The following is a 16,847-nucleotide window of genomic DNA, read 5'->3' as shown; positions in this document are numbered from 1 at the left end:
AATATATAAATACAATTGCTTACCTCCATTCCTTATAGGAAATGATGGATATGATGATGCAATGTGTATTTGTTTGTATTCATAACTTGTGCCAAATATACAAAGTGAAAATTATATAGCTGAATTTTTCATATAAAAAAACCTATAATTTTAAAAATTCTACCTTTCTCCTTTTAAATCCATCTAAAAAACCGTGAAAAATAAATTCTCAACATCTCTTAGATGGACTAATATTTCTACACTGTTGTACTAGCCGCGAATAGGTTCCAACTCCAAAACCAAATCGTCCTGATGAACCATGGTCTTCTCCTCGAGTACTATATTTTCAACTACTCCAGCCATAGGTGAAGTGATGGTCGACTCCATTTTCATAGCCTCAATGGTAAATAGTGGTGTATTCTTTTCGACCTTGTCCCCTACTTTTACAAATATCTTCGACAGATTGCCTTGAAGCGGAGAACCAACATCGGTCACTCTTTCAGCCTTTTTATGTTTTACTTTTTCGACATTTACCGAGTTGTCTACTACTTTAACCGTTCTCGCTTGGCCATTCAATTTAAAGGATACAAAAACTTCTCCCATCTCATTGGGCTTAGAAAGATTACTGTATTCAATCAACAGTGTTTTGCCCTCATCCAACTGAACCAAGATCTCCTCTCCTTCTTTCATACCATAGAAGAAAGGCCAGCTCGGCAATGTGCGCACTAAGCCATATGACTCATAGTGACTGTGATAATCTTCGTACACCTTGGGATACAAACTCCAAGACAAGAAATCTAAATAATTGACATAGGGACCAAATTTTTCTTTAAAATCGGCAAATCCCTGTTCCAAATCAATGGGTTCCAAATGTGCATTGGGTCGCTCTGTGTATGGCTTCTCATCCTTTAATACCGCTTTTTGTAATGCCGCAGGGAATCCTTGATAAGGCTGACCCAAATCGCCCCTAAACAAGGCTTTCACACTTTCTGGGAAGGATATTTCATCCCCTTTTTCCAGAATGTCTTGAGCTGTGTATTGATTAGAAGTCATAAACATAGCCATATCTCCAACTACCTTGGACGATGGAGTTACCTTTACAATATTGCCGAACATTTCATTGGCAATGCGATAGTTTTCTCGAATGGTATCAAATTTGTCTTCCAATCCCAATCCTCTCGCCTGAGGTTTTAAGTTGGAATACTGACCACCTGGGATTTCGTGGCGATATACACTTGCCGTTCCAGCTCTCAATTCGGTTTCAAATGGATAATAGTAAGATCGAACGGTTTCCCAATAATCAGAGTATAAATTCAAACTTCTCAGATCGATATCGTTTTTGCGATCGTGATCTTGCATAACAGCCACCATTGAATTGAAATTGGGTTGACTAGTCAATCCAGACATTGCAGACAATGCTACATCTACTGCATCTACACCAGCCTCTATAGCTTTTAGATAAGTAGCAGATTGAACCGATGATGTATCGTGAGTATGAAGGTGAATCGGCATGGAAGTCGATTCTTTTAAAGCCTTGATCAATGTCTCAGCGGCATAGGGTTTCAACAAACCAGCCATATCTTTAATGGCCAGTATATGAGCACCTTCTTTTTCCAATTCACGCGCCAAATTTACGTAGTATTCTAGATTGTATTTTCCTTTTTGGGGATCGAGGATATCTCCAGTATAACAGATACATGCCTCTGCCAGAGCATCGGTATTGTCCACCACTGTGCGAATACTGGTACGCATATTTTCAATCCAATTCAAAGAATCAAATATTCTAAATAAGTCGATTCCCGTTTCTGCTGCCTTTTCAATAAAGGATACGATGAGATTATCCGGATAGGCCTTATAGCCCACTCCATTGGATCCTCTAAGCAACATTTGTAAAACAACATTAGGAACTTTTTCTCGAATCAATCGCAATCTAGCCCAAGGATCTTCCTTCAAGAATCTCATGGCCACATCAAAAGTAGCCCCACCCCATACTTCCATGGAGAACACATCGGCACCATGGTTTTTGGAGAAACTTTCTGCCACATTTAACAAATCTATGGTTCGCATTCTAGTGGCCAACAAAGACTGATGAGCGTCTCGGAAGGTAGTATCGGTAAAATGAATTTTCTTTTCGTTTTTCAACCAATCCGCAAAACCTTTCGGGCCTTTTTCGGTCAAAATTTGTTTGGTCCCATCGGGGAAGGAGGCATTTTTATCAAATGCTGGCACTTTGGCCGGCATCCATGTTTTGGTTGAATCGATATACTTGACATCTTCGTTGCCATTGACAATGACATTGGCCAAATAGCGCAACATCTTAGTTCCTCGATCTCGTCTTCGAGGTACTTTCATCAATTCCGGCATGTCTCCTATCATATTGACGGTAGCCTTACCCGCTCTAAAAGTTGGATCTTTTAAAAGATTAAGCAAAAATCCAATATTGGTTTTTACCCCTCTAATTCTAAACTCCAATAAAGCCCGGTAAAGTCGATCCGCAGATCCGTCCAATGTTCGTCCCCAAGCTGTTACTTTCACCAACATACTGTCGAAAAAAGGACTAATGGTAGATCCTGGATAGGCACTTCCCGCATCCAATCGGATCCCAAATCCACTGGCCGATCGATAGGCCACCAAAGTTCCGTAATCCGGTTTGAAATTGTTCTCTGGATCTTCTGTAGTCACCCGACACTGAATGGCAAAACCACTGATCTTGATATCTTCTTGTGATCGGATAAAAATAGTTTCATGGCTGAGTTCAAATCCCATAGAGACCAAGATTTGAGATCTCACCAAGTCAATACCTGTAATCTCTTCTGTAATAGTATGCTCTACCTGAATTCTTGGATTGACTTCTATGAAGTAAACATTTTGTTGTACGTCGACCAAAAACTCGACGGTACCGGCATTGACATAGCCCACATGACGCGCGATTTTCAATGCATTGTCGTAGAGTTGATCCAATGTCGATTGGCTCAATCCTGTACTTGGAGCCACCTCAACTACTTTTTGAAATCGACGTTGTACGGAGCAATCTCTCTCGTAAAGGTGAACGATATTGCCATATTGATCTCCCAATATCTGGATTTCAATATGTTTTGGGTTTTCTATAAATTTTTCTAAAAATATGGTATCGTCGCCAAATGCTGATTTGGCTTCTCTTTTGGCTTCTCTATAAGCGGCTACGATTTCCGAAGCCGAACGAACGATTCTCATTCCTCGGCCTCCACCTCCAGCGGCAGCCTTGACCATTATGGGAAATCCAATATTCTCAGCTTCACTGAGCAATATCTCTTCAGAGGTAATATCTTGCTGACTGTCCTTAATCGTAGGGACATTGACGGCTTCGGCGATCTCTTTGGCGCGAACCTTATCACCCAATGCCATCATAATCTCAGGAGTCGGTCCCACAAATATTATTCCTTCGGCCTTACATCTTTCTGCAAAACGAACATTTTCAGATAAGAAACCATATCCTGGATGAATGGCATCTACATCGTTGGCTTTAGCGACCTTGATAATTTCATCTATGTCGAGATATGGACTTAATGGTTCATTTTCCGGACCAATCTGATACGCTTCATCTGCTTTGTATCGATGGAGAGAATATCGATCTTCAAAGGTATAAATAGCTACCGTTCGAATGTTTAATTCCGTAGCTGCTCTAAAGATCCTAATAGCAATCTCACCTCGATTGGCTACTAATAATTTTTTATATCGGTTATGAACATATTCCATTAAATCAAATCTTTAATATTGTTAATCAATCGAAAACCTCAAACGGGGCATAATCGAAAAAACTATAATTAAGCCTCATTCAATATTGGTTTTCATTCCATCTTTTCCGTATCCCTTATTGAAAAGCGAATTTAATACATATAGTACTAAAATTTCACTGGACTTCACTCATTTTTAAACAAAGTCGTAAAATATGCGAATCGAGATACATTAAATAACAATAAAAAATATATGTTACCTATTAATGTACAAAACCTAACAATAAAATATTGAGAAATAATAAGAAAATTATAACATTGATATTATTCCGACTATTTCCAAAAGTCGGTTATCAACCTTTCCAAAAGATCCCATTCAATCAAAAATCCATCGTGACCATAGGGTGTAGAGATTTCTTTGTATACACTATTGGGTATATGGGCTGCGATTCTTTTTTGTTCAACTGGGGGAAATAAAAAATCTGTATTAATTCCAACGACTAAAGCATTGGCGGTAATAGTAGACAAAGCCTCTTCAACACTGGATCTATTGCGTCCGAGATTGTGGCTATCCATTGCTTTGGAAAGATAATAATAAGATTTGGCCTTAAACCTCTTGCTCAACTTACTCCCTTGGTATTGTTGATAAGAACTCGCTCTGAAATTTATTATTTTATCGGGATCGTCTTGTTGGGTCTCATCAAAGGCGGTATAATTTCTATAAGACAACATGGCGATAGCCCTTGCCGCCTCTAATCCCTTCTTTCCGGCATCTTCACTGCCATTCCACAATGTGGGATCAGCTTCCAAGGCCATTCTCTGAGCTTCGTTGAAAGCGATGCCCCATGGTGAATGAACGGCATTGGTGCCAATGGCAAAAATATTTTTGAATACATGTGGAGCGTAAATATTCCACTCCAACAATTGTTGACCACCCATAGATCCACCTGCACCCATCTCAATCTGATCAATTCCCAATGAAATCCGCAACAGATCCATTGATCTAACCATATCTCTAATGGTTACCATGGGAAAATCGGCGTGATAAGGCTTTTGAGTGACTGGATTAATAGAATCGGGATTGGTACTCCCATAGCATGAAGCCAACATATTAACGCAAACTATAAAGTGTTTTTCAGGATCAAACACCTTTCCAGGCCCTACCAGTCCGGGCCACCACTCTTCGGGTTTGCTGTTGGCGGTCAATGCGTGACAAATCCAAATCACGTTGGATTTGTCCGCATTTATCTCACCTAGGGTGGAATATCCCAACTCAAATCCTACTAACTCCTCCCCATTTTCCAATGGGAACGTTTCATTCCATTTAAATACCTCTACACTCATCTATGCTGATCAAAAATTTAAAATATACTTTAGTCTCATTTCTTTCTTTTACCTAACGATTCTTTGACTAAAGCGCAACAATTATTATTTCCACGAGAAGACTTCGTCTTACAATTGATCAAATGCCTGTTGCAAGTCTGCTTTAATATCATCTATATGTTCTATTCCCAATGACAATCTCAATGAAGATGGCAATACTCCAGCATTCAACTGTTCGTCTGCGCTCAATTGTTGGTGAGTCGTAGCAGACGGCTGAATAATCAAAGTTTTACTGTCACCCACATTGGCCAAATGAGAAATAAGCTGTAAACTATCTACCAATTTGGTAGCTGCTTCGGCACTGCCTTCTAATTCAAAAGACAAAACACCTCCGAATCCATTTTTCAAGTACTTTAATGCCCGTTGATGAGAAGGATGACTTTCCAAACCAGGATAACTCACGCTTTTCACCTTTGGGTGTTTTTCCAACCACTGGGCCATTTCCAATGCATTGGCACAAGTTCTTTCCATTCTAAGACTCAAAGTCTCCACCCCTTGCAACAACAAGAAGGAATTAAACGGACTCATTGCAGGCCCCAAATCTCTCAATCCTTCTACCCTAGCTCGAATAATAAAGGCAATATTTCCAAATGGTCCTTCCGATCCAAAAACATCCCAGAATACCAATCCGTGATACCCCTCTGAAGGTTCAGAAAATTGAGGGAATTTGCCATTACCCCAGTTAAAGTTACCACCATCTACGATGACACCACCGATAGAATTACCGTGACCTCCGATCCATTTGGTTGCAGCTGAAACAACTACATTGGCTCCGTGCTCTAATGGACGGAACAAGTAACCTCCAGCTCCAAAAGTATTGTCAACCACTAAGGGAAGATCGTGTTTTTTGGCAACGGCAGCAATGGCTTCAAAATCTGGAATATTAAAACTGGGATTCCCTATAGTCTCTACATATATAGCTCGAGTATGTTCATCGATTTGATCTTCAAAACTCGTTGCATTCTCTGGGTCAGCCCATTTTACGGTAATCCCCATTCTTTTAAAAGCTACCTTGAATTGATTATAGGTTCCTCCGTATAAATTTTGCGAAGCCACAAAATTTTGACCCGATTCCAAGATATTTGTCAATGCAACCAATTGAGCCGACATTCCGGAAGCCGTGGATAGAGCAGCTACACCACCTTCGAGGGCAGCGATTCTTTTTTCGAATACGTCATTGGTGGGATTCATGATCCTCGTATATATATTGCCAAATTCCTTTAAGGCAAATAAATTGGCCCCGTGTTCAGAATTATTAAACACATAGCTAGTAGTTTGATAAATCGGAACCGCTCTGGAATTGGTATTGTCGATGTCGTGACCGGCGTGTTGTTGAAGTGTTTCAAATTTAAGTTTAGTCATTGTATTCCATTATTTTTGGTTATCGAATCATATAAATAGTCAAAATATAAAGTTGCCTATTTTGCCAAAGATGTTGAAAACTGAGAGATCAAACTTAAGGATAAAGATGATGCTTCTTATATCTCCAATTACTTGGCAGGAATTAGCACCTTTCCATTTTGGCGGTTGCTAGGGTTTCACAGAGCCTGTTCTCTCCACCCTTCTTTATAAAAATCATTCTAAGATTAGATTGATTTGCCATGCAAATGTAAAAATAAATTTAATAGTTTTGTGACAAGATAAAAACTAAAGTTTAGAAATATTTTTAATATTACCATTTTGTCGCCGACTAATTACCTTCTTTGGAGCGAATTATGTAGGATACAATTTAGAACTGGCTTTGGTTACAAATAAAATAAATTTTATGAAAATTTCAATAGAACGAGCCTCGGGTAAGTATCATTTAAAATCTTCAAATGAAGACGGCCTCTATGTAGAATCAGATGCCTCGGAATCCATAGGAGGTACTAACAAAGGAGTCCGACCTATGCAAATGGTCCTCATGGCATTGGGCAGTTGTTCGGCCATAGATGTAGTTTCGATATTAGAAAAACAGAAACAAGTCTTGGACGATATCAAAATCGAAATAGAAGCCGAACGCGAGAAAGACAAGGAGCCCTCTCTGTTTACCGACATCCATATCCACTTTAAATTATATGGTGATATTGCAGATAAAAAAGCGGCTAGAGCAGTGAATTTGAGCATGGACACCTATTGTTCTGTTGCTCAGATATTGAAGAAATCGGCCAATATAACTTTTGAATACACCATTTATAAATAAAATAATCTTGAAAAAACAAACTCAACTGGTTCGCAATCAGGTTCAACCAGCTTCTGAAAGATCACATAGTGTTCCGCTTTATTTGACCAGTAGCTTTACTTTTGAAAGTGCGGAAGAAATGCGTGACACCTTTAATGGTGAAATCGATAAAAACATTTATTCAAGATATTCCAATCCCAACCTTCAGGAGTTTATAGAGAAGGTCTGTCTACTGGAGAACAAACCGGCAGGATTCGCTACGGCTTCAGGTATGTCAGCTGTATATCTAAGTTTGGCCAGTTTTTTAAAAGCTGGGGATCACGTTTTGGCATCCTGTGCCCTATTTGGTTCCTCTCACCAAATACTCAATAATATTCTATCCAAATTTGGCGTCACCACTACCTATGTAGATCCAGAAAACACCTCGACTTGGGAAGATTCCGTCCAAGAGAATACGAAATTATTCCTCATTGAGACTCCGAGTAATCCAGGGTTAAAAATTATTGACCTCGAATTTTGTGGCCAGTTTTGTGAACAACACGGATTAATCTATGTGGTGGACAATTGCTTTGCCACCCCAATTCTACAAAAACCTGCTGATTACGGTGCTCATATCATTGTTCATTCAGCCACCAAATACATGGACGGACAAGGTCGTGTTTTAGGTGGTGTACTGGTGGGCGATAGTGAATTAATGGAAGAAGTCATCTTCTTTGCCCGTCATACCGGCCCCATAATGTCACCTTTTAATGCTTGGTTATTGAGCAAAAGCTTAGAAACATTATCCCTTCGGATTAAAGCACACTCGAGTAATGCATTAGAAGTAGCACAATTTCTTACTCAAAGAGATGAGGTCACTGTAGTACATTATCCTTTTTTGCCGAGTTTCCCTCAGCATGAATTGGCCAAAAAACAGATGACTATGGGTGGAGGTATCGTGACTTTTGAATTGAAAGGCGACATTGAAAAAGTGTTTTCGTTTATCAATCATCTCAATATGATATCAAAGACTTCCAACCTCGGTGATACCAGAACCATCGTCACCCATCCATCTACAACTACACACAGCAAGTTGTCGGAGGAAGAAAGACAATTAGCCGGTATTTCTAATCAATTGATTCGAATATCTGTGGGTCTGGAAGACGTGGAAGATATTATTGATGATTTAAGACAGTCCTTAGATTTGCTTTAACATTTGGGAGTAGATAGAACCAAATGTAAATTATTATCTTTGCTAGATATCAATACCGATTTATTATGGCAAAGAATTTACTGTTATTTTTATCATTATTTACCTTCTTTATTATATCGTGTTCGGACGATGTAATGCACGTTAGTGACTTAGATGTTAAGTTAGAAAAAAGTGTTAGAGATGCTGCTCCAGATAATTCATTAGACTATTGGGTTCTACACAATTCCAAAGACTTAGAAAACATTCCACAAGATCCTAGGAATCCGTTGACCCCATCGAAAGTGGAATTGGGAAATTTTCTATTCTTTGAAACTGGAATTGCATTAGACAACAAATTTGATGCTGGTAAACAAACCTATTCTTGTTCCAGTTGCCATATCGCAGAAGCCGATTTCAAACCGGGAAGGATGCAGGGAATTGGAGATGGTGGATTTGGAACAGGCAATGTAGGTGAAACGCGTTTGAAACACGAATCCTATCCAGGTGCTGCCGACTTAGATGTTCAAGGGATAAGACCACTTACCGTACTGAATGTAGCTTATTCCGCCAAAAACACGCAGTGGAACGGTTCTTTTGGATCTGGCCATGCCAATGAAGGATTCGAACATCGTTTTTCTGATGATGTAGATGCGGGATTGGCATTAAACAATTTGGGCTATGAAGGTTTAGAGACCCAGCTCCAAGAAGGATTTAGTTTACATCGTTTTAAGATGGACCCTGCCATTGCCGACAGTTTGGGATATATAGAGCTTTTCGATGCTGCCTTCCCCGATGTCCCAGTTGAGGAGAGATATTCTCCCTTAAATGTAGCTCTTGCCATGGCTGCCTATTTAAGAACCATCAATACGACTGAAGCACCATTTCAAAAATGGTTAAAAGGCGACAAATACGCATTGACCGACCAAGAGAAAAGAGGAGCATTATTAATGTTTACCAAAGCCAATTGTACTTCATGTCACTCCGGTCCTGCATTTAGCGACACTCGTTTTTTTGCGATAGGAGTCAATAACTTAGACGAATTGGCCACCTTTGTCGATGAACCGAGAGCGCTAAATAAAAACTTTGGACGAGGATTTTTTACTGGTAATGCAGACGACTTACACAAATTTAAAGTACCTACCTTATACAACCTTACCGGTACACCGTTTTACTTTCACGGCAGTAGTAAACGCAGTCTAAGAGAGGTAGTGGAATATTTCAACGATGCCATTCCTGAAAATCCTGATGTACCCACAGAATTAATCGCATCTAATTTTAAGCCCTTGGGCATGACGGAATCAGAAATCGATGATTTAACTGCATTTTTGGCCAATGGATTAGACGATCCAACGGTTGAAAGATATAAACCAAGCTATCTTCCTTCTGGTCTGTGTTTCCCCAATAACGATATTGTTTCGAGAAGGGAACATGGCTGTGATTAAAGAGGAAGTATTAAAAATAGAAAACTAAACTCCATTAAAAAGTCAAAAATCAATACTTTTGCGAAACAATTGTCATTTCAATTGTTTGTATATAGAAACATAAAAAAATATTGATATGTATCCACCCAATTTAGTGGCTCCAATGGCCAAAGATTTAACGGATTTTGGATTTGAATCCTTAAGCAATCCCGAAGAAGTCATAGACGCAATAGAAAATACAGAGGGCAGTCTTTTGTTGGTTGTCAATTCTGTATGTGGTTGTGCTGCAGCCAATGCAAGACCAGGGGCTAAACTGGCATTGACCAACGAAAAAAAACCAGACCGATTGGTCACTGTATTTGCAGGAGTAGACCGTGAAGCGACAGGGAAAGCTAGAGAATATCTTCTTCCTTATCCTCCATCATCACCATCCATCGCTTTGTTTAAAGATGGGAAATTGGTAAAAATGATAGAACGATTGCAAATCGAAGGTCGTTCGGCCTATGCTATTGCCGATGACTTAAAAGCGAGTTTTGACGAATTTTGCTAGTGTAGAATAAAGATTATTTCAAAAGCCACTTCGACTTAGAGGTGGCTTTTTTTTGTCTAATACCATTCTTAAAACTATAATGTTTTGTTAAGACTTTGGGATAATCTGTATCTTTTTGTGTTCTCTCGCGTCACAATAAGTGAAACAAAGATATTGATCAATCAATATCCTATAATTAATTCAAGATTCTAAATAAACCCTTATGAAACAAGTATTTGCCATTTTCTTTACATTATCTGTTGCTTTTTCAATGAATTCATGTAGCATGGTCAAAGGACTCGACAATCCATTGGAATTATTGACGAATAACCAGTGGGTATTGTCCACCCTACTAGGTAATGTTATCGGTGAAAGCGATTTTGCCCAACAATTACCTTTCTTAAATTTCGGAGATGATGGAAGTATCAATGGATCTACGGGTTGCAACAACTTCAATGGTCAGTTTAATTTAAGTGGAACTTCATTGAGTTTGGATCCAGGAGCGATGACGAAAAAAGCTTGTCCTGGTGAAGGGGAATCCAATTTTCTATCTGCCCTAAACTCTGTGAAAAATTTTAAAATAGATGGAAACACCCTCAAGCTACTCGATGGCGCTAAAGAAGTAATGTCATTTATTAAAAAATAAGAATTCATAACATTATCCCTTTGATTATATCCTACTCAGAGATATTGTTCAAAGGGATTCTTTTGAATTTAAGAAAAGTTGTATGACTAATCTTATTGATGCCATTTAAAATATACGAATAGAGAGTAGATTTCCATAATCTAATTGTCCACTAATTGATAGTATATTTTGCACTCGATCTCAATAAAGTTTGGGATAATTCGTATAAAATAATTGTTCCTTAAACTATTCCCCAATAGATTATTTCAACGATTACGTACTAGATGTCGACCACAGCAAGATTGATGTTAAATAATAGTGCGTGTTTTGAAAATACATTAAATAAATTTTAAATGTATAAGTTATTTTTAACTTTAATTATTGGTGTTTATTCTTTCCATTTTCTATCGGCCCAAACCGAAGTTGGTATAAAGATAGGATATAGCAATGCATGGGTAGATTTTCTTGATTTCCCACCACCGCTTGGCCGGCCCACTGCCATGCATGGATATAGTATTCATTCCAGCATCCGTCATCACCTGACCAAAAGATTCAGCCTAAGTGTAGAACCCGGCTATGTACAGCGCGGTAGTGGCTACCTTCCCAGCCTCCTATCAGATGGAGATAATGGGGAACAAAAAGCCCATTACTTTAACCTTCCCCTGTATTTACAAATAGAAAAACCTGTCATCAATCAACTCGGCATTGTCGGAAAAATCGGCTACAGTCTATCTCGTTTATTGGGAGGCCAAAGAAAGATCTACAACTCAGATCCTCATCAACCATCACAGACGGTTAAACTCAATGCTTGTAGTCCCTATCCTTTAAACAAATGGGATCACGGATTACATACCGGATTTGGCATATTTCACGTACTACCCTTTGGAAGGTTCCAAATCGAAGGGGACTATTATTTTGGTGCCATGGACAGCATACAAGAACTGGCTTCTAAAAATAAAAACATCAACTTCAGCCTAAGCTTTACCAGATTTTTATAGATCATCGAGCAATACCAAATAGAGATAAATCATTTCCTCCCATATCTCACCCATTTTAGAATATCCTTCATCGATATATCCAGTATTGAACAGTAGCCTTATGCCTTATATTCAGTAGTAATATCAAATGGATGAGGTATAATTTCAAAAACTATTTTGGAAATACCAATTATTTACAGTACTATTATAATATCAAAATAATATCATTATGAATAATAACGAAGTAAATATCAAGCCTACCAACGGTTATACGGTTTTAACAACTCTAATCGTCCTTATTTTAATCACCATCATAGCCCTATTGGCCACGAAAAACGCCCTTTTTATTATTACATTTTTAATAATTATTTTTGCGGTGAAGGGATTCTTCATAGTCAATCCCAATGGATCCAAGGTCTTAGTATTATTTGGTGCTTATAAGGGCACGGTAAGAGAAAATGGATTTTTCTGGGCCAATCCGTTTTATACTAGGCAAAGAATATCACTTCGCGCTCGAAACTTTGATAGTGAACGAGTAAAAGTAAATGACAAATTGGGGAATCCCATTCTCATCAATGTCATCTTAGTCTGGAAGGTAGAAGATACTTACAAGGCAGCATTTGATGTGGACAAATACGAAGAATTTGTCCGTGTGCAAACCGATGCCGCCGTTCGAAAACTGGCTGGCTCCTACCCCTATGACAATTTTGATGCCGATGAAGGCGAATTGACCCTTCGTTCTGGCATGGATGAAGTCAACCAAGCCCTGGAAGAAGAAATCACGGAAAGATTAATCATTGCGGGCATCAAAGTATTGGAAGCTCGTATTGGATATTTGGCCTATGCGCCTGAGATAGCCAGTTCTATGCTTAAACGTCAACAGGCAGTAGCCATCGTTGCTGCGCGAAAAAAGATTGTCGAAGGAGCTGTAGGCATGGTTGAAGATGCATTACAACAGTTGTCTGACGACAATATTGTTGATTTTGATGAAGATAAAAAAGCATCCATGGTCAGCAATCTTATGGTTGTTCTTTGTGGAGACAAGGAGGTGACTCCAGTTATCAATACAGGAAGTCTGCACCAATAATACGAAATAATAAAAACTGAATTTTCTACTTATAGAGATAAATTACAGTTTTGTAAATTGTGATTATAAAAAGCGAAATTCATATATAATACTATATACTTAATATACATTATGACGAAGAAGAAATCATTTGCACTGCGCATCGATCCGGAAGTTTTCAAGATGATTGAAAAATGGGCCGACGATGAGTTCCGCAGTGTCAATGGTCAATTGGAATATATGTTAACCAAATCCCTCAAAGACGCCAAAAGGTATAAGCGTTCAAAAGATGAGGAATCAGAATCGTAAATCAAGGGGAAATCTCGTATTAAAATTAATGTTTTGTTGATTTAAGATTGAGATCTGTATCCATTTATAAGTTGATCTTTAAACTCCTTGTAGAATATTTCTACAAAAACAAAAAGATCAATCACTATATGGATAATAAGTCACTATCGAAAGTCATAATATTTCTCACCTTATTATCTTCATGTACCGAAAAATCCGAAGAAGACAATGGTCTATTTCAATTATTAAGAAGCGAGGAAACAGGTATCGAGTTTTCCAACGAACTCTATGAATCATCTGAACTGAATATCATAACTTATGAATATTTTTTCAATGGAAGTGGTATAGGCGTAGGTGACATCAACAACGACGGCCTGCAAGACATATATTTCAGTGGCAATATGACGAATGGAAAATTATACCTCAATAAAGGAGATTTTAAATTCGAAGACATTACTGAATCTGCAGGTATTAATACCCAACTCAAATGGGGAACAGGAGTAAATATGGTCGACATTAATGCCGATGGGTGGATGGATCTCTATCTATGTTTTTCAGGCCCTTACCATGCCAACAATAGACGCAATCAGCTCTACATTAACAACAAAGACAACACATTTACCGAAAGGGCGGCCGAATATGGATTGGACAATACGGGATATCAAACCTCTGCTGGATTCTTTGATTACGACAAAGATGGAGATCTCGACGTATACCTGCTCAATAACACCACCGACGAAATGGGACCCAATGTATTGCGCCCCAAACGCATCAACGGTGAAATGAAAAACACCGATCAATTAATGCGCAATGACAATGGTTATTTTCGAGATGTGTCTATTGATGCAGGCATCAATATAGAAGGCTATGGTCTTGGCCTAGCCATAGGGGATATCGATGGCGATGGTTGGGAAGACATCTATGTTTCTAATGATTATGTCAGTAATGATATATTGTATATCAACAATGGCGATGGCAGCTTCACAGACAAGGCAGCTGATTATTTAAAGCACAGCAGTTATTCCTCTATGGGCTGTGATTTAGCTGACTACAACAATGATGGTAGGCCGGACATTATCGCAGTAGACATGTTACCTCCCGACCACAGACGGAGAAAATCCATGATCAATTCCATTAACTACAACCGTTATGCCTCAGAAATAAAACTGGGATATCAGCCTCAAGTCGTCAAAAACACCATCCAGCTAAATAGAGGACTCGATGACAAGGATGAAGTAGTATACAGTGAAATCAGCAATTTGAGTGGAGTATCGAGTACCGATTGGAGTTGGTCACCACTGTTTTTTGATATTGACAACGACGGGTTCAAAGATTTGACCATTACCAATGGCTATCCGAGAGACAACATCGACTTAGATTTTATTCATTACAAATCTGGACTCGTAGTCGGCGGTCAATTCGACAACAACAGCCAATCCCAACTCATCCAATACATAAGCCAACTTAAAGGGGTGTATTTGCCCAATTATTCTTTTCGAAACAATGGCGATTTGAGATTCACCGATTCATCTGCTGATTGGGGTTTTGTGGACTCTTCTTTTTCTTCTGGATCAGCTTATGTCGATTTGGATAACGATGGGGACTTGGACTACATTACCTGCAATTCATTCGACAAGGTATTTGTTTACAAAAATACATCTAGACAGCGGCTCAACAACCACTATATAAAAGTAAAACTGAGAGGAACGGATGAAAATATCAATGGCATCGGTAGTAAAGTCTACGTTTACGGAGAATCCATTTTCCAATACCAACACAACTACCCCTACCGCGGTTATCAATCCTCCGTAGATCCCATTCTTCACTTTGGATTAGGAAATATTGACAAAATCGACTCCATCGTTGTGATTTGGCCTGACTTCAATAGACAAGTCATTGAACACCCCAATGTGGATCAGTGTATCACTCTTTCATATGAGAAATCATCCATAGAAATACCGACAAAGAAACAATACAATACGCCCTTAGAAAAAGTAACGCAAACTAAACCATTCATTCACAAAGATATAGAGTTTGCTGATTTTAATATACACCCCTTAATTCCGCATAAATATTCCATTCAAGGTCCGAAAATATCGATTGGCGATGTCAATGCCGATGGTTTAGACGATTACTTTATAGGTGGTGGATACAATCAATCAGGTCAAATCTTTGTCCAAATGCCCTCTGGACAATTCAAATCTCAAGAAATAGACCAACAAGAAGATGGCTACGAAGACCTGGGCTCGGTTTTCTTCGATGCCGATGGCGATGGCGACCTGGACCTATATGTGACCAGCGGCAGCAATGAATTTGAAAAAGATCACCACCTCTATCAAGATAGACTATACTTAAACGATGGTCAAGGTAATTTTCAAATGACGACGAATTGGCTCCCCCCCATGAAGACCAGTACATCATCTGTGGCCTCTGGGGATTTTGACGGCGATGGCGATCTCGATTTATGCATAGGTGGGTACGTCGATATGCAGTCCTATCCCCTCCCTGCTCCATCTTATATTCTAGAAAACAAAGGTGGATATTTTGAAGATGTTACCGACTCTCTATACCCCAAACTCAGGAAGATCGGTATGATCAAAGATATACAATGTACTGACATTGACAACAATGGCCACATCGACATCATTTTGGCTGGAGAATGGACTCCCATTATCATCTTAACCAACGACAATGGTCAATTTCGAGATGGTACGACAAAATTCAATATGGAAGACAGTCGAGCTTGGTGGAATACCATCCTGCCCGTTGATATCGACGGAGATGGTGACATCGATCTTGTCGCAGGCAATCAAGGTCTCAATTCGTCTTTCACCACTTCTGTCGACAAACCACTTACAATGTTCGTCGATGATTTTGATGGAAACAATTCCATAGATCCCATCATAGTGCAATACCGAGGTGACCATAGGGCTCCAGTGGCCTTTAGAAATGACCTTTTGGCATGGATATCCCCTCTTAAAAAACGATACCGAAATTACAAATCCTACGCAGAGGCGAGTTGGTCTGAGATTTTCCCAAATCGCAATAAAGGACTAGAATTTCAGGTCGATGATTTTAGGACTCAATGGTATGAAAACATAGGCAACGAAACATTTAAACCCCACATCCTACCTATGGAAGTTCAATTTGGTCCAGTACACGGTATAACGACAACGGACGTAAATGGAGACGGTTATATGGATTTGATATTGGTGGGCAATTCCGAAGCTCCAGACAGCCATCAAGGGCCATTGGATGGACTCAATGGGCTCATTCTTACTGGCAATCGAGATAAGAGCTTTGATGTATTGCCGATGGATGAATCTGGTTTTCATTGCCCAGCAGACAATCGAGATATAGGTATTGTCAAAAACAAAAACGGCCTAACCCTCATTGTATCAGCCAATAATGCCGAGACCATGCAATTTACGGTAAAATAATTAGACAAATTCATTGAGTCCTTGCACAAGTGTTAAAAATAAAAAAAAGCCCTAAAGGCGTTGAATTGAATCGAAGTGGACTTAGTCTAATAGC

12 protein-coding genes and 1 riboswitch are annotated in these 16,847 nt (G+C 39.1%); of the genes, 9 read left to right on the top strand and 3 right to left on the bottom strand.

The features are described from left to right. Positions 1-249: 249 nt before the first annotated feature. The 3 genes from LVD51_RS01475 to LVD51_RS01465 all read right to left on the bottom strand — a co-directional run bounded on the left by LVD51_RS01475 (position 250) and on the right by LVD51_RS01465 (position 6,437). Positions 250-3,714: a pyruvate carboxylase gene (locus LVD51_RS01475; RefSeq protein WP_236969399.1), complete on the bottom strand. Its 3,465-nt coding sequence runs from the start codon at positions 3,712-3,714 to the stop codon at positions 250-252. A gap of 311 nt (positions 3,715-4,025) precedes the next feature. Further along, complete coding sequence (locus LVD51_RS01470; protein WP_236969398.1) at positions 4,026-5,036, bottom strand: homoserine O-acetyltransferase family protein; 1,011 nt, start codon at positions 5,034-5,036, stop codon at positions 4,026-4,028. A 108-nt stretch (positions 5,037-5,144) separates the two neighbouring features. Continuing rightward, positions 5,145-6,437 carry an O-acetylhomoserine aminocarboxypropyltransferase/cysteine synthase family protein gene (locus LVD51_RS01465; RefSeq protein WP_236969397.1) on the bottom strand — a complete coding sequence of 431 codons (1,293 nt, stop codon included), beginning with the start codon at positions 6,435-6,437 and terminating at the stop codon, positions 5,145-5,147. A 113-nt stretch (positions 6,438-6,550) separates the two neighbouring features. Further along, a riboswitch (SAM riboswitch) is annotated at positions 6,551-6,650 on the bottom strand. 190 nt (positions 6,651-6,840) lie between these two features. Between LVD51_RS01465 and LVD51_RS01460 the strand changes: the two genes are divergently transcribed. The 9 genes from LVD51_RS01460 (at position 6,841) to LVD51_RS01420 (ending at position 16,753) form a co-directional block, all read left to right on the top strand. Then, on the top strand, positions 6,841-7,257 hold the full coding sequence (locus LVD51_RS01460; RefSeq protein ID WP_236969396.1) for an OsmC family protein: 417 nt from the start codon (positions 6,841-6,843) through the stop codon (positions 7,255-7,257). 7 nt (positions 7,258-7,264) lie between these two features. Then, on the top strand, positions 7,265-8,428 hold the full coding sequence (locus LVD51_RS01455) for a trans-sulfuration enzyme family protein (protein WP_236969395.1): 1,164 nt from the start codon (positions 7,265-7,267) through the stop codon (positions 8,426-8,428). A 65-nt stretch (positions 8,429-8,493) separates the two neighbouring features. Continuing rightward, positions 8,494-9,849 carry a cytochrome-c peroxidase gene (locus LVD51_RS01450; protein WP_236969394.1) on the top strand — a complete coding sequence of 452 codons (1,356 nt, stop codon included), beginning with the start codon at positions 8,494-8,496 and terminating at the stop codon, positions 9,847-9,849. 115 nt (positions 9,850-9,964) lie between these two features. After that, on the top strand, positions 9,965-10,378 hold the full coding sequence (locus LVD51_RS01445) for a BrxA/BrxB family bacilliredoxin (protein ID WP_236969393.1): 414 nt from the start codon (positions 9,965-9,967) through the stop codon (positions 10,376-10,378). 202 nt (positions 10,379-10,580) lie between these two features. Then, positions 10,581-11,003: an META domain-containing protein gene (locus LVD51_RS01440; protein ID WP_236969392.1), complete on the top strand. Its 423-nt coding sequence runs from the start codon at positions 10,581-10,583 to the stop codon at positions 11,001-11,003. A 332-nt stretch (positions 11,004-11,335) separates the two neighbouring features. Continuing rightward, positions 11,336-11,980 (top strand): porin family protein, encoded by a 645-nt coding sequence (locus LVD51_RS01435; RefSeq protein WP_236969391.1) that lies wholly within the window; start codon positions 11,336-11,338, stop codon positions 11,978-11,980. Positions 11,981-12,188: 208 nt separating this feature from the next. After that, entirely contained in the window at positions 12,189-13,046 is an 858-nt protein-coding gene (locus LVD51_RS01430; protein WP_236969390.1) for an SPFH domain-containing protein, read from the top strand. Positions 13,047-13,157: 111 nt separating this feature from the next. Further along, positions 13,158-13,334, top strand: a complete 177-nt coding sequence (locus tag LVD51_RS01425; protein ID WP_236969389.1) for a hypothetical protein — start codon at positions 13,158-13,160, stop codon at positions 13,332-13,334. Between the two features lie 128 nt (positions 13,335-13,462). Next, positions 13,463-16,753 (top strand): CRTAC1 family protein, encoded by a 3,291-nt coding sequence (locus tag LVD51_RS01420; protein ID WP_236969388.1) that lies wholly within the window; start codon positions 13,463-13,465, stop codon positions 16,751-16,753. Positions 16,754-16,847 lie beyond the last annotated feature (94 nt).

This window comes from Membranihabitans marinus (assembly GCF_021729155.1).
Lineage (GTDB): Bacteria > Bacteroidota > Bacteroidia > Chitinophagales > Saprospiraceae > Membranihabitans > Membranihabitans marinus.
This window is presented reverse-complemented; position numbering and strand designations above follow the sequence as displayed.

Coding starts and splice junctions, on each gene's coding strand:
- LVD51_RS01450 (WP_236969394.1), top strand. CDS start 8,494: ATGGCAAAGAATTTACTGTTATTTTTATCATTATTTACCTTCTTTATT.
- LVD51_RS01425 (WP_236969389.1), top strand. CDS start 13,158: ATGACGAAGAAGAAATCATTTGCACTGCGCATCGATCCGGAAGTTTTC.
- LVD51_RS01430 (WP_236969390.1), top strand. CDS start 12,189: ATGAATAATAACGAAGTAAATATCAAGCCTACCAACGGTTATACGGTT.
- LVD51_RS01435 (WP_236969391.1), top strand. CDS start 11,336: ATGTATAAGTTATTTTTAACTTTAATTATTGGTGTTTATTCTTTCCAT.
- LVD51_RS01465 (WP_236969397.1), bottom strand. CDS start 6,437: ATGACTAAACTTAAATTTGAAACACTTCAACAACACGCCGGTCACGAC.
- LVD51_RS01470 (WP_236969398.1), bottom strand. CDS start 5,036: ATGAGTGTAGAGGTATTTAAATGGAATGAAACGTTCCCATTGGAAAAT.
- LVD51_RS01460 (WP_236969396.1), top strand. CDS start 6,841: ATGAAAATTTCAATAGAACGAGCCTCGGGTAAGTATCATTTAAAATCT.
- LVD51_RS01440 (WP_236969392.1), top strand. CDS start 10,581: ATGAAACAAGTATTTGCCATTTTCTTTACATTATCTGTTGCTTTTTCA.
- LVD51_RS01420 (WP_236969388.1), top strand. CDS start 13,463: ATGGATAATAAGTCACTATCGAAAGTCATAATATTTCTCACCTTATTA.
- LVD51_RS01445 (WP_236969393.1), top strand. CDS start 9,965: ATGTATCCACCCAATTTAGTGGCTCCAATGGCCAAAGATTTAACGGAT.
- LVD51_RS01475 (WP_236969399.1), bottom strand. CDS start 3,714: ATGGAATATGTTCATAACCGATATAAAAAATTATTAGTAGCCAATCGA.